This window comes from Lysinibacillus sphaericus OT4b.31 (genome assembly GCF_000392615.1).
GTDB classification, from domain to species: Bacteria; Bacillota; Bacilli; order Bacillales_A; family Planococcaceae; genus Lysinibacillus; species Lysinibacillus sphaericus_B.
This window is the reverse complement of record NZ_KB933398.1, coordinates 2,562,937-2,576,010: the sequence shown is the minus strand read 5'-3', so window position 1 is coordinate 2,576,010 and position 13,074 is coordinate 2,562,937. Positions and strand designations below refer to the sequence as shown.

General features: G+C 36.4%; 12 protein-coding genes and 1 pseudogene. 6 read left to right on the top strand and 7 right to left on the bottom strand.

Going from position 1 to position 13,074, the window contains the following annotated elements:
- The first annotated feature begins 172 nt into the window (after positions 1-172).
- Genes H131_RS11825 through H131_RS11805 form a run of 5 tightly spaced genes read left to right on the top strand, consistent with a single transcriptional unit; the run spans position 173 to position 3,695 of the window.
- Complete coding sequence (locus H131_RS11825; protein WP_010859373.1) at positions 173-1,168, top strand: ABC transporter substrate-binding protein; 996 nt, start codon at positions 173-175, stop codon at positions 1,166-1,168.
- Positions 1,169-1,462 (top strand): thiamine-binding protein, encoded by a 294-nt coding sequence (locus H131_RS11820; protein ID WP_010859372.1) that lies wholly within the window; start codon positions 1,169-1,171, stop codon positions 1,460-1,462.
- On the top strand, positions 1,459-2,229 hold the full coding sequence (locus tag H131_RS11815; RefSeq protein WP_010859371.1) for an ABC transporter permease: 771 nt from the start codon (positions 1,459-1,461) through the stop codon (positions 2,227-2,229). The genes H131_RS11820 and H131_RS11815 overlap by 4 nt, the downstream gene beginning before the upstream one ends.
- Positions 2,207-2,956 (top strand): ABC transporter ATP-binding protein, encoded by a 750-nt coding sequence (locus H131_RS11810; protein WP_010859370.1) that lies wholly within the window; start codon positions 2,207-2,209, stop codon positions 2,954-2,956. The genes H131_RS11815 and H131_RS11810 overlap by 23 nt, the downstream gene beginning before the upstream one ends.
- Positions 2,946-3,695 carry a TatD family hydrolase gene (locus tag H131_RS11805; RefSeq protein WP_080647655.1) on the top strand — a complete coding sequence of 250 codons (750 nt, stop codon included), beginning with the start codon at positions 2,946-2,948 and terminating at the stop codon, positions 3,693-3,695. Before H131_RS11810 ends, H131_RS11805 begins: the two co-directional genes overlap by 11 nt.
- A gap of 37 nt (positions 3,696-3,732) precedes the next feature.
- Here H131_RS11805 and H131_RS11800 read toward each other — a convergent pair whose 3' ends face one another.
- The 5 genes from H131_RS11800 to H131_RS11780 all read right to left on the bottom strand — a co-directional run bounded on the left by H131_RS11800 (position 3,733) and on the right by H131_RS11780 (position 8,251).
- On the bottom strand, positions 3,733-3,912 hold the full coding sequence (locus H131_RS11800) for a hypothetical protein (RefSeq protein ID WP_010859368.1): 180 nt from the start codon (positions 3,910-3,912) through the stop codon (positions 3,733-3,735).
- A gap of 100 nt (positions 3,913-4,012) precedes the next feature.
- On the bottom strand, positions 4,013-5,557 hold the full coding sequence (locus H131_RS11795; protein ID WP_010859367.1) for a solute symporter family protein: 1,545 nt from the start codon (positions 5,555-5,557) through the stop codon (positions 4,013-4,015).
- Entirely contained in the window at positions 5,554-5,892 is a 339-nt protein-coding gene (locus tag H131_RS11790; RefSeq protein ID WP_010859366.1) for a DUF485 domain-containing protein, read from the bottom strand. The genes H131_RS11795 and H131_RS11790 overlap by 4 nt, the downstream gene beginning before the upstream one ends.
- Before the next feature lie 469 nt (positions 5,893-6,361).
- Entirely contained in the window at positions 6,362-7,915 is a 1,554-nt protein-coding gene (locus H131_RS11785; protein ID WP_010859365.1) for a solute symporter family protein, read from the bottom strand.
- Positions 7,916-8,251 carry a DUF485 domain-containing protein gene (locus H131_RS11780; RefSeq protein WP_010859364.1) on the bottom strand — a complete coding sequence of 112 codons (336 nt, stop codon included), beginning with the start codon at positions 8,249-8,251 and terminating at the stop codon, positions 7,916-7,918.
- A 578-nt stretch (positions 8,252-8,829) separates the two neighbouring features.
- Here H131_RS11780 and H131_RS11775 point away from each other — a divergent pair.
- On the top strand, positions 8,830-9,417 hold the full coding sequence (locus H131_RS11775; protein WP_010859363.1) for an SCO family protein: 588 nt from the start codon (positions 8,830-8,832) through the stop codon (positions 9,415-9,417).
- A gap of 910 nt (positions 9,418-10,327) precedes the next feature.
- Here the strand turns inward: H131_RS11775 and H131_RS11770 are convergent.
- A pseudogene (locus tag H131_RS11770) lies at positions 10,328-12,185 on the bottom strand (alpha/beta fold hydrolase).
- Positions 12,186-12,242: 57 nt separating this feature from the next.
- Positions 12,243-12,809 (bottom strand): TetR/AcrR family transcriptional regulator, encoded by a 567-nt coding sequence (locus H131_RS11765; RefSeq protein ID WP_036130195.1) that lies wholly within the window; start codon positions 12,807-12,809, stop codon positions 12,243-12,245.
- Positions 12,810-13,074 lie beyond the last annotated feature (265 nt).

Below are 13,074 nucleotides of genomic sequence, written 5' to 3'. Positions count from 1 at the left end.
ATTCGCGCACACGCTCGTGTCGCTTCAAATTCATATGTGACAGACAGGTACATGTACCCCAGTCATTTTGGAATACTTAGCGCTATTTACGTGAAAAGGAGCGAATGCGTTTTTCTTCTGGTAAATCATTCAAACATGGACACTTTCACACTACTTACTGGGAGGATTCAGCATGAAGAGATGGTTATTGATTCTTGTTGCAGCGCTATTAACCTTAGTTGGCTGTAACGAAAAAGAGGATAAAAAAGAGTCGAATGCATTAAAAAAAGTATCGGTCGTACTAGACTGGACACCTAATACAAATCACACAGGGCTTTACGTAGCTAAAAAACTTGGCTACTTTGAGGAACAGGGCTTAGACGTAGACATTCTATTACCTGGCGATGCAGGGGCTGATCAACTCGTTGCATCAGGCAAGGCTGAGTTTGGCGTAAGCTACCAAGAAGCGATTACACAGGCACGTGTCCAGCAAGTTCCTTTAGTTTCGATTGCAGCCGTTATTCAGCATAATACGTCTGGTTTTGCGTCACTTGCTGCGAATGGTATAACTTCTCCAAAAGATTTTGAAGGCAAAACGTACGGCGGTTGGGGTGCGCCTCTTGAACAGGCTGTACTGCAATCATTAATGCAAACAGAGAATGCAGATGTCAATAAATTAGATATCGTCAATGCCGGTGATTTAGATTTCTTCACCATGTTGCAGAAAGATATTGATTTTGCCTGGATATACTATGCTTGGACAGGTATTGAAGCGGAACTACGTGGGGAAAAACTCAACATGATGTACTTAACAGACTATAGTGAACAACTTGACTACTATACACCCGTACTTGCAACCAATGAAAAAATGATTTCACAGAATCCTGATACGGTAAAGGCATTTATTGCGGCAGCTGCAAAGGGCTATGAATATGCTATCAGCCAACCGAAAGAAGCGGCGGATATACTACTTGAAGCGGCACCAGACTTAGATAAAGAGCTTGTACATAAAAGTCAGGAATGGCTAGCAGACAAGTATCAAGATGATGCCACACAATGGGGTGAGCAAAAATTAGCCGTATGGAAAAACTATGCTGATTGGATGACAAGTAATAAAGTCTTAGAAGGGGAGTTCAACCCAGAAAAGGCGTTTACCAACGATTTTTTACCTACTAAGGAGGCAAAGTAAATGGCAAATTCATTAATAAGTGTACAAATCATACCGAAAACTGAAAAATATGAGGACGTTATTCCTTTTGTTGATGCGGCTATCGCTATTATTGATGCTTCAGGAGTGAAATATGAGGTACATCCACTTGAAACGACAATGGAAGGCGAGCTCTCTACTTTGCTACAAATCATAGAAGAAATGAATAAAAAAATGATTGCGCTTGGGGCTATAAACGTTATTACACAAGTGAAAATTTTATATCAACCAACAGGTATAACGATGGGGACATTAACGGAGAAATATCGAGCATGAAACAGGCGATAAAGCAAGGGAGGACGATCATTTTTATCGTCTTCCTCTTATTCGTCTGGGAACTAATTGTTCAATTTGCACAAATTCCGCATTGGCTATTACCAGCACCGAGTGCCATTTTAATAGAAGCGATTCAATCGTATCAAGCATTTTTACCACATGTCTTAGCCACTGTCCAATTGGCACTTTTAGGTCTAGCTATTGGGATATTGTTTGGGTTAAGTGTCGCAGTATTGTTACATCGTTCAGCTATGATTCGGGCATTGTTCTATCCCATTCTAATTGTGTCACAAAATGTACCTGTACTTGTCTTGGCACCTCTGTTAATCATCTGGTTTGGCTTTGGCTTATTACCTAAACTCATCATTATTTGTTTGGTTTGCTTCTTTCCAATTGTTATTGCAGCTATGGACGGATTTCGGCAAACCTCACCTGAGTTAAAACATTATTTTGCGATGATCGGAGCAACGAAAGCGCAAACATTTTGGAAACTTGAATGGCCATATGCCTATCCTGCTATTTTCTCAGGTATAAAGATTGCAGCTACCTATAGCGTTATGGGTGCCGTGATTGCAGAGTGGCTTGGTGCTAAAAAGGGCATTGGTGTCTATATGACACTTGCACAATCTTCCTTTCGTACGGACCGTGTATTCGTGGCCATCTTTGCGATTGTCTTATTAAGCTTATTGTTATTTAGTGTTATTCGTATGCTCGAAAAACTTGTTGTGAAAGGGAGGGGATTACATGCTGAACATTCAAGACATTGATAAAGCCTTTGGTTCACTGCAAGTCATACAAAATCTGTCCTTCGAAGTAAAGAGAGGCGAATTTGTTGCGATTATCGGCCCATCTGGTAGTGGAAAAAGCACACTTTTTCAGTTAATTGGTGGTATTTCAGCTATAGACGAGGGAGCTATTTTGTTAAACGATGAAGACATACAGCTAAAAAGAGGAAGCATCGGCTATATGCCACAGCAACCATGTTTACTCCCTTGGCGTACAATTTTAGAGAATGTTACGATTGTTGAGGAACTACAGCATAAACCAAATATAGAGCGGGCAAGGGCTTGGCTTGAAAAGGTAGGACTTGCACAGTTTGAAAATGCCTTTCCAAACGCGCTCTCTGGAGGCATGCAGCAACGTGTATCGTTTATTCGGGCAATCGTAAGTGAGAAACCTATTTTATGCTTAGATGAGCCTTTCTCAGCGCTTGATGAGTTTACGAGACTAGAAATGCAGGCATGGCTGTTATCTATTTGGGAAAAACATCGAAAATCGATTTTGTTTGTCACACATAATATCGAAGAGGCTCTATTTTTAGCAGATCGCATTATCGTGTTAACGAAGCGCCCAGCTACTATCAAGAAGGAAATAATCGTACCGTTTGCTAGACCCCGTTCAGAGGACATTCGCCATACAGCAAGCTTTAATGCGTTAAAACAACAGTTATTTAACTATTTAAAAGAAGAAAAGGACGATGCTTATGTTGATTGACGCGCATATTCATTTAGATCAGTATAAGGAACATGAAATTCCGTTATTGCTGAAAGAGGCTAAGCAGGTAGTGGCTGTTAGCACAGACTTAGAATCTTGTGAAAAAACATTAACCTTGGCGCGAGCCTATCCTCAGGTTAAAGCTGCTTTTGGCTTTCATCCTGAACAAGCTTTACCTAATTCTGAAGAGGAAGACGCTCTTTTCACTTGGATACGTCTACACGCAGAAGAGATGGTGGCAATCGGTGAGGTAGGTCTACCTTATTACTTAAAGCAAGAAAATGCCGTTGATTATATACCTTATATTTCGTTATTAGAACGATTTATCGTGCTTGCAAAAGAACTAGAAAAACCAATTGTGTTACATGCTGTTTATGAAGATGCCTCCATGGCATGTGATCTACTTGAAAAGCATGGCGTCACCAACGCACATTTCCACTGGTTTAAAGGCGATGACGAGGTTATTCAACGTATGATACATAACGGTTATTTTATGTCCATTACACCAGATTGTACGTATGAAACGGAAATTCAACAGCTTATCAAAAAGGTCCCAATAGAACGCATGATGGTAGAAACAGATGGACCATGGCCGTTTGATGGTCCTTTTACAAATAAACGCACATCACCACAAATGATGCACAAAACGATAGAGGTCATTGCAACACTTAAGGGTCTATCCATGCAGGAAGCGGCTACTAACATTACTCAAAATACGGAAGCATTTTATAGGCTATAAGGATATGGATACGAAAAAGCAACAGCGTATAGAGCGACTACTCGTCTACATGCTGCTGCTTTTTATACTTTGTAAATTTACGGTCGATGGATTCTCGTTTCGTTTTTGTTACACGTTCATGCGTACTGAACGGGGAAGACTGACGATTTTTCTCTACATCCTTACCTTTTGTACGTTTGATATGCATTCGCTTCTTTTTTGCCCCAGATTGTGTCATCGTTCTCTACCTCCAACTGTCTTTACCCATAATAGTACCGAATAGGGGAGAAAAAGTAAAACCTCGCAAGCTAGAAGCCTACGAGGTTACTGTCATTCTATTAGTGTGATACGTCTTGTACAGAAATACCTGTGTTAGCTTTAACATCCACTTCACGGTATTTTGCATCGTTAGATTCTTTAGAAAGTAACGTTCCAATGAATCCACCTAAGAATCCAAGAGGTACTGAGATTAAGGCTGGGTTTGTTAACATGATTAACGGATCACCAACGAAAATTGCTTTACCTTCAACCGGATTCCATACGTTAGGAGATACTGCTACTAGAATTAAAGCTGAAATTAAACCTGTTAACATTGCTGTCACAGCACCGGCTGTATTGAATTTCTTCCAGTAAATTGTGTAAATAATAACTGGTAAGTTTGCAGAACCTGCAATACAGAATGCTAGGGATACTAAGAATGCAACGTTTAATGTTTGTGCACCAAGTGCAAGTAAGATAGAGATAACAGAGATTGTGATTGAACCAATACGAGCTGCAAGTACTTGCTCTTTCTCTGTAATTTTTCCTTTTTTAATAATTTGACCATAAATATCATGTGATAGGGCAGAAGCACCTGACAGTACCAGACCAGCAACTACCGCTAAGATTGTTGCGAATGCTACCGCACAAACGAATGAGAATAGGATGTCGCCACCAAGTGCTTCCGCAAGAAGTGGAGCAGCCATGTTACCAGCAGCGTTTGCCGCGATAATCTCTTCTTTACCTACGAATGCAGCTGCACCGAAGCCTAAGAAGATTGTTAAAACGTAAAACAGTCCTACAATCCAAGTTGCCCAAATTACTGAAGAACGAGCTGTTTTTGCATCTTTTACAGTGAAGAAACGCATTAAAATATGTGGTAGCCCCGCAGTACCTAATACTAACGCAATTAACATCGAAATCGTGTCAATGCCATTTGTGTATTTAAGACCAGGGTTTAAGTACGCTGCACCGCTTTCAGTTACAGTTGTCATTTCTGTAAACATTGTTGAAATACTGAAGCCAAACTCTTTTAATACTAGGAATGAGATAATTACTGTACCTAACATTAAAAGACAAGCTTTAATAATTTGTACCCAAGAAGTGGCAGTCATACCGCCGAATAAAACGTAAGTAGTCATCATAACACCTACGATTAAAACTGCAATCCAATAGTCGATTCCTAGAAGTAATTGAATAAGTGCGCCTGCACCAACTAGCTGTGCAATCATGTAGAATAAAACAATTGTAATTGTACTTAAAGCTGCTGTACCACGAACCTTTGCGTTGTCGAAACGTGCAGTGATCATGTCAGCTAAAGTGAATTTACCTAGGTTACGTAATGGCTCAGCCACAATATAAAGTACCACTAAGTAAGCTACTAAATAACCAATAGAGAAGAAGAATCCATCAAATCCGAATAGTGCAACAGCACCAGCGATACCTAGGAAAGAAGCTGCTGATAAGTAGTCACCAGCTATAGCTAGTCCATTTTGCCAACCTGTTAAACCGCCGCCTGCAGTATAGAAATCGCTTGCAGATGAAGTACGTTTAGATGCCCACCATGTAATGACTAATGTAAGACCAACGATTGCTACGAAGAAAAATATTGCTATAAAGCTCATGGACGGCCACCTCCGTTTTCATATTCAGCGATAATTGCTTTCGCTTCTCTGTCAAAACTATTTGCTTTCGCAACATATAAGTGACATAAGCTCCAAGTCATAATGAATAGTCCTGCTGCGTAAATCCACACCCAAGTAATTTCCCCAAATGCCTTCTGGTGTAAGATTGTTGTGTATGAAGTAAGAATTGGAAGCAACATGTAAGCCGCTAAAAAGAATGCAGTCATTGACCAAAGAAATGCATTCTTTTTTCTTACAAGTGTTTTAAACGATTCTTGATTTGCAATTGCATCATAGTCGATAACGACGCTTTTGCTTGCTTGATTGTTCGCCATAAACATTCCCCATTTTGTGTTTATTTTTACTGCTTTAATGCTTGATTTTGCTACTTTAGTGAATTCACATCTTAATTTTATGAGAGAGTTCACAAAATTGCAATACATTTCAGAAAAATTATGCAAAAAAAATTTTCTGAAAAATAGACTTTAAACAGAAAATTCGTGACAAAGCCTAGAAATTAAAGGGTTTTGGAATATTCAGATAAATACAAGAAACTAGGATAATCCTAGCTTCTTGACAAAAAACAGAGTTTCAAAACCGAGAAAAAAAGCGTTTTTTACAGAAAAAATAAACACTATTTAACTAGTGAAAAATGGGTTTTTGCTGATATTTGGAAAAGAAATAGTATTGTTCGATAAGTAAAATACTTGAATTTTTATAATAATAAACAGAAAAAACCCGACCGAAGTCGAGCTTTTTAGTTGCAATTTTCACTTAAAAATAGATGATGGAAATGTCAAAAAATCAATGAGAAATATCTGAAACAGAAACACCTGTATTTGCTTTTACGCGAATTTCTTTGTAAATACGTTCTGCTTCTTCTTGTGACACTTTGTTAGCAGTAAGAACAGAGCCTAAATAACCTGCTATAAAGCCAAGCGGAATGGTAATAATGGCCGGAACAGCTAGTGGTACTAGTGGATCACCAACAAAGATAGCAGCGCCTTCTATAGGGCTCCATACGTTTGGACCCATTGCACCTAATATTAAACATGAAACCAAACCTGTTACCATGGCCGTAACAGCGCCTGTAGAGTTGAATTTTTTCCAATAGATTGTGTAGAGAATAACTGGAAGGTTAGCAGATGCCCCTATACAGAAAGCAAATGATACTAAGAATGATACATTTAAGCTTTGTGCAAATAATGCAAGAATAATAGAAACAATGGCAATAGAAATAGAGCCTGTACGAGCTGCTAAAACTTGTTGTTTCTCTGTTAATTTACCGTCTTTTATGATTTCACCATAAATATCATGTGAAATAGCAGATGCACCTGTTAAAACCAAACCAGAAACTACCGCTAAGATTGTTGCAAATGCTACCGCACAGATGAACGACATTAACACGTCACCACCAAGGAATTCGGCAAGTAGAGGTGCTGCCGTGTTACCAGCTTTACTCTCAGCAATAATGTTATCAAGACCTACAAAATGCATAGCACCGAAGCCCAGGAAAATAGTTAAAGAGAAGAAGATAGCTGTAATCCAAGTTGTCCAAGAAATAGACGCACGCGCTGTTTTTGCATCTTTTACTGTGAAGAAACGCATTAAAATATGTGGTAAACCAGACGTACCTAATACAAGGGCCATCATCATTGAAACAGAGTCAATTGAACTTGTGTATTTTAAACCTGGCACTAGGAATTGTTCGCCGTGATTTGCAGAAATTGTATCGAACATTTTGACTAAAGAGAAGTCAAACTTAATCAGTACAAGTGTAGCTAGTAAGCCTGTACCAAATAATAGAAGGCCAGCTTTAATAATTTGTACCCAAGATGTAGCTGTCATGCCACCAAATAATACATATGTCGTCATCATGACACCGACAATTAACACCGCAACCCAGTACTCAATACCAAATAATAATTTAATCAATGCGCCCGCACCAACTAATTGAGCAATCATGTAAAGAATAACGATAATAATTGTACCTGTGGCCGCAACACCACGAACACGCTTTTCATTGAAACGAGCTGTTAACATATCTGCTAAAGTATAGCGACCTAAGTTACGCATAGGTTCAGCAATTACATATAGAAGAACGAGGTTTGCTACTACATAGCCAACGGAGAAGAAGAAACCATCAAAACCCGTCAGCGCAATGGCACCAGAAACCCCAAGAAAAGCAGCAGCCGATAAATAATCACCAGCAATCGCAAAACCATTTTGCCATCCTTTCAGACCTCCGCCAGCTGTATAGAAGTCACTTGCAGAAGAAGTACGCTTCGCTGCAATATACGTAACTACTAGTGTTAAGCCAACGATGCCTAAGAAGAATCCAACTGATACTAAATTCATTTATTTTCCACCTTTCGCATGATATTCTGCTAAAACTGCAGCTGCAGCTCTATCGAATGAAGTAGCTTTTTTTACATATACTGTACAAAGAACAATGGTCATGATGAATAATCCCGCTGAGTAAACCCAAACCCCCGTAATACTACCAACAACTTGTTGTTGTAGTACAGGTTGAAAAGCAAGGATTGGCAATAAGATATAAAGAAATAAAAACCCTGCTGTCATCGAAAAAAGGAAAGTATTTTTCTTTTTAACGAATTTGTTGAACGATTCCATAGCTTCAATTGCATTATAGTCAACTGATTGCACGTTTTTGTTCTTAGTAATATTAGCCATTATTATTCCCCCTAAAGTTATATATTGCTGTTTTAAACGACATATTTCTTTTTGTTTCGTCGTTATATTCACTTATTTTATGAGGAAGATTCCTATAATGCAATACTAAATTTTGAGTTTTTCTAATTTTTAGTCTTATTAATCAAACGGAAATAATGTAGAAATAATAAGGATTTAATAGAAATAATACGCATAGAAGAGAAAGAGATTAACGAGTGAAATAGTATTATTGAAATAACTTAGTGATAATAATTTTGAATGTAGGAGAAAATATGGACACGAAAGAGAATTTTGAGTATTTCGTTTATTTTACTATTAAATTAACGAAAGGAGAGATAAGCAAAAATAAATTGTTATATAACAATTTTATGACCCTTGGGAAATAACCAAAATATAAAAAAATTTTTTTAAAGAATCCTTTATTTTCTGGAATATAAAGGATTAATTGTTACCGAAATTATACAAAACCCAGCTAGAAACTAAAAAGATTTTAAAGTTCAAGTCCGTTATCTTGTATTTAGATTCTATAATTTATACAATTAACAGCGATGATAAATTAAAGGGAAGTGAATAAATCGATGAAAAAGAGAAGTATCATGCTGATTGGGATACTTATAGTAAGTAGCTTATTGGCAGCTTGTGGAAGCTATAAATTTGAACCTGAGTTAAATATAGAGGTGCAGGATTTTTCGCTTACAAATCAAAATAATAAGGAAGTTAGCTTAGACGACTTAAAAGGTAAGCCGTGGTTAGCAATGTTTATCTTTACAAATTGCACGACAGTTTGCCCGCCTATGACATTTAATATGACAGAGATTCAAACGGCTCTCCAGGATGAAGACATTGAGGACTATAACATTGTAGCGTTTAGCGTGGATCCTGATGTAGATACGCCAGAAGTGTTAACAAATTATTTAAATTCTTATTCGGTTGCTGATAGTAGTAAATGGCAGCTATTAACCGGTTATAAGCAAGAATATATTGAGCAATTTGCAAGAAAATCATTTAATTCTTTAGTGAAAAAATCTCCAGGTAATGACCAAGTCGTACATATGTCGAGCTATTATTTAGTCAATGCAGATGGCCAAGTCGTTAAAGATTACGACGGCGCTACAAATGTACCGGTAGAAACAATCGTTGCAGATATGAAAGCTTTAACTAAATAAAAAATAAGCTCAGAAGTCTACATGGCTATCTGAGCTTATTTTTGCATTTTTGTCTCAATATTATAAGTATACTTAGCAATGAAACATAACTTCCTATAATTTATATTATGTAAACTAAAATTATTTGGCGTGGAGGAGGGCTTGGATACGTCAACTCCCCATAATATCTGTACTTTTCGACTTGCATGTAAAAAGACAAGAATCTACACCCTACTTTTTGGACAAGAATGTCCAGACTTTTAATATTAAACAAATAAAATACTATAGTGTGTGTTTTAATTAAGTTGATTCAATAAATTATTCACTTACATCTCTTTATGATGAATAAAATATGCATATACCTTATATTCATATTAAAGAAGTAAACCTACTCATTATGGTACATTCTGAGTAGGTTTAAATATTAAGAAGCAAAATTAAATAACTATTGATTAGATTCTTTTAATTCGAACAAATTAGTATTGTTCCAATCGCTTATATCAGATAAAAATTCGCTTATATTACCTGTAATATTTTTTACCCTTTTTAATTCTTGTAAAGGTTGTATTTTACTTATTTCCTGTGTTATTTTGCTAATCATATATAATTAATCAGCACTAGGGATTTAATGGCTCGACTACATGCAACATAAAATAATTTGTTTGTTTTTTGAAAGATTATTACGTTCTTTCATGGGAGTTTAAGTATATTTCTTCACAAGGTGATTACATGCCATGCGTAAGGAGCAATACTTTGTTCAATTCGCATTTTACTACCTCAGGATACTGATATGTACGCTGTAATTGATTAGCTGTTAGATTCTTAAGTAAATATATCCAGCGTTCATGTAGACAATCTTTTTTTCAAACAGTACGACTTTATTTCAAAGACACAACGATCTTACTACACGCTTTTTATTTATCCCACACTCTCATCTGCTAGTACTACTATTTTTTATTACCAAATTAGCCGTTTCACTCGGATGGTTAAGAGGAAAATGATGACCATATGGAACAAAATCAACCTTACCCAGATGCGAAGGAGCAGAGTAGCCTCTGTCATAATCCCCCCAAATAATGCGAAGATTATACTTTGTTACTTCATTGAAATCACCTTGATCGTTTTTCAATAGTAAACTGTTAAGCTGAACCGTAGTATTTAAAATTCTAGGAGAAGTAAAACTGTTACTTATTTTTTCAATATAATGTTCAGGGATGTTCTCCGTACTTTCAAATAAACCATTACTTAATAAATAACGCTCTATCAAATTAGTAGTTGCCAATTTCAATGTCCATTTGTTCATAAATTGAGGAATATTTATCGATTTAGCATTTTTTTTAGCAACAGGTGGCTGAAGTAAAGTAATTGTATACTTCATATCTATGTACTTTTGTACTAATGCTTCCAAAAGAATATACGCACCAAATGAATGGCCAATTAGATGGGCACCATTAGTAGCTTTCTCCAATAACTTTTTCACTACATTCAAATAGATATTTAAAAGATTTTTCTCTCGTTTAAAAGGAGAACGTCCCAAACCTGGAAGGTCCATGATCCATACAGGTTTGGGACGTTTTTTCATGAAGCTCTTTCCCTAAAGGAAATAAATCCTCTCCATCACTTAATAAACCATGTAATAAAATAAACGGTTTACCCTCTCCTTGTGATTGGTAAATGGTAGTATTATTACATAATGTTCGTTTAAATAAATGACTGTGCTGGCCATTTTGATACATCATGCGATAATCCAGATCAGCTATTACGGCTGGGAAAAATTTCATTACATTTGTCTCCTTAAACCAATCTTCTCCCATAATCTTTTTCGCTGAACCATTTGAAAATGTTCGATTTGTAATAAAGTTCAGCCCATCAGCAGGAATTTGGGTTATTTTGCTTACGCCACTATTCATAAGTGCTTTCATAAATGGCAATGGGGCAGAGATTTTAGGTGCAGTCATATTCATACTTTCTGACATAGCATCTAATAATTCTGAAATATTCTGATCATGTTGTTTATCTTCAACAAGTGTATATGTTTGTATAGTTGGTTGCTCCAATCTGAAAACCTGCACAATAAACTTTGCTAGTTCATCGTTTGCAATAAGTGGTAATCTATATTCCTTACCTCCAGGAATCACTGGCATTAGCCCTTTTCGCATACTCTTCACAAGCAAGCCTAAGCCTCCTGTTTGCTCCGTACTCCCTGTTTTACTACTACCAACTACAGTTGGTGGATTAATTACTGAAAGCGGATAACCTACTGTTGATGCCTGCTGACGGATATAAAGATCTGCTAAAAACTTTGTTCTCTCATATGGATTTTTTATTTTCAAAAAATTGTTTCCTTCTTTAAACACATCTATCGCAATCTTGCTATTTTTATCATCAAAGGGACTCATATAGCCTACAACATGAATAAATTGTTTCAATCCCTTCAATTGATGAATATTTTTAGCGAATTCACTAATATGTTGGGCACCATTCAAAAATACAGAAGCTGCCTCTTTGCTTGTCGCTTGAATATCCATGGGGCCTCCTGCGTGAATAATCACATCCGTTTTCAATACCCACTCCTTATCTTCAGCACTTAGACCTAAGTCTATTTTCGTCAAATCACCTTCAATAAAGTGCATAACTGCCTCTTTTAAGATGCCTCTTTCTTGATAAATGCGTGTTGCTTTACTTTTCGATCTCACTAATAGAAGAATCGTAACATGCTCTTTGGCTAATTCCTTCACTAATTGCTTTCCAATAAAACCTGTTCCACCAGTTAAAAATACTGTTCTCATATAAATCCTCCTTTTAGTACTATTCAGTACTAATTTGATGTAAAAAAAATGCTTCTTTTATCGAAGCAAGTTAAAAAAATGATCTGCTGTTTTCATGATAACAGTTGCATCCTTCAGTGTTTCTGAAATAAATAGCGCTCCTTCAAGATTTGTAATAAAAAGAGATGCAACCTCGTCAATATTAATTGTCTTTCTAAATTCACCATTCTCTACCCCTTGTTTAAGTAATAGAGAAACTTTCGTTTGTAATCCTGCAAAAAAAAGACCTATTTTTTCTTTTACTTTTGTGGCATTTGTAGGGCTTTGAATATAAAGCGTAATAAATGGACAGCTCCCCTTATATTCTCTCGTCTGAACTCCTTGTGATAATTGCTTTAAAAACAGTTGGATACGATCTTCAACTAATAATTGGTTTTGAGATAGTAAGCCATCAATTGCAGATTGATACATTTCAATCCAATAATCAACGACCCCTTCCAACAATTCTTCCTTATTAGAGAAGTGATAATACACATTAGACTTTGAAACTTTGCTTACACGAACTAATTCATCCATGCTTGTATAAGCAAACCCTTTTTCTAAAAATAATGTTGCAGCTACTTCAATCACACGTTTTTGATTCATTAGTTTTACCCTTGTCATAATTAGTACTGTACAGTACTATAATAGGTGTTGCAAGTATTTTTGTAAGTTTAATTAAAAAATTAATCAAAAAAGCTATACTTTAATTGATTTTACTGCTAAAAATTAATCTCATTTTGAACAAAGTTGAACTGAACCCCAAAACTGTTTTGGATGGCTTGCAATTTTTCACTTGTGTTTTAACGCTAGGTTCATATATTATAACTTCCCCCCGTTATTTTCTAGATATGTAAATGTAGCGAGTTTG

What these genes read in the sequence shown, in the direction of transcription:
- H131_RS11825 (WP_010859373.1), top strand. Translation starts at nt 173, where the DNA reads ATGAAGAGATGGTTATTGATTCTTGTTGCAGCGCTATTAACCTTAGTT.
- H131_RS11820 (WP_010859372.1), top strand. Translation starts at nt 1,169, where the DNA reads ATGGCAAATTCATTAATAAGTGTACAAATCATACCGAAAACTGAAAAA.
- H131_RS11815 (WP_010859371.1), top strand. Translation starts at nt 1,459, where the DNA reads ATGAAACAGGCGATAAAGCAAGGGAGGACGATCATTTTTATCGTCTTC.
- H131_RS11810 (WP_010859370.1), top strand. Translation starts at nt 2,207, where the DNA reads ATGCTGAACATTCAAGACATTGATAAAGCCTTTGGTTCACTGCAAGTC.
- H131_RS11805 (WP_080647655.1), top strand. Translation starts at nt 2,946, where the DNA reads ATGTTGATTGACGCGCATATTCATTTAGATCAGTATAAGGAACATGAA.
- H131_RS11800 (WP_010859368.1), bottom strand. Translation starts at nt 3,912, where the DNA reads ATGACACAATCTGGGGCAAAAAAGAAGCGAATGCATATCAAACGTACA.
- H131_RS11795 (WP_010859367.1), bottom strand. Translation starts at nt 5,557, where the DNA reads ATGAGCTTTATAGCAATATTTTTCTTCGTAGCAATCGTTGGTCTTACA.
- H131_RS11790 (WP_010859366.1), bottom strand. Translation starts at nt 5,892, where the DNA reads ATGGCGAACAATCAAGCAAGCAAAAGCGTCGTTATCGACTATGATGCA.
- H131_RS11785 (WP_010859365.1), bottom strand. Translation starts at nt 7,915, where the DNA reads ATGAATTTAGTATCAGTTGGATTCTTCTTAGGCATCGTTGGCTTAACA.
- H131_RS11780 (WP_010859364.1), bottom strand. Translation starts at nt 8,251, where the DNA reads ATGGCTAATATTACTAAGAACAAAAACGTGCAATCAGTTGACTATAAT.
- H131_RS11775 (WP_010859363.1), top strand. Translation starts at nt 8,830, where the DNA reads ATGAAAAAGAGAAGTATCATGCTGATTGGGATACTTATAGTAAGTAGC.
- H131_RS11765 (WP_036130195.1), bottom strand. Translation starts at nt 12,809, where the DNA reads ATGAATCAAAAACGTGTGATTGAAGTAGCTGCAACATTATTTTTAGAA.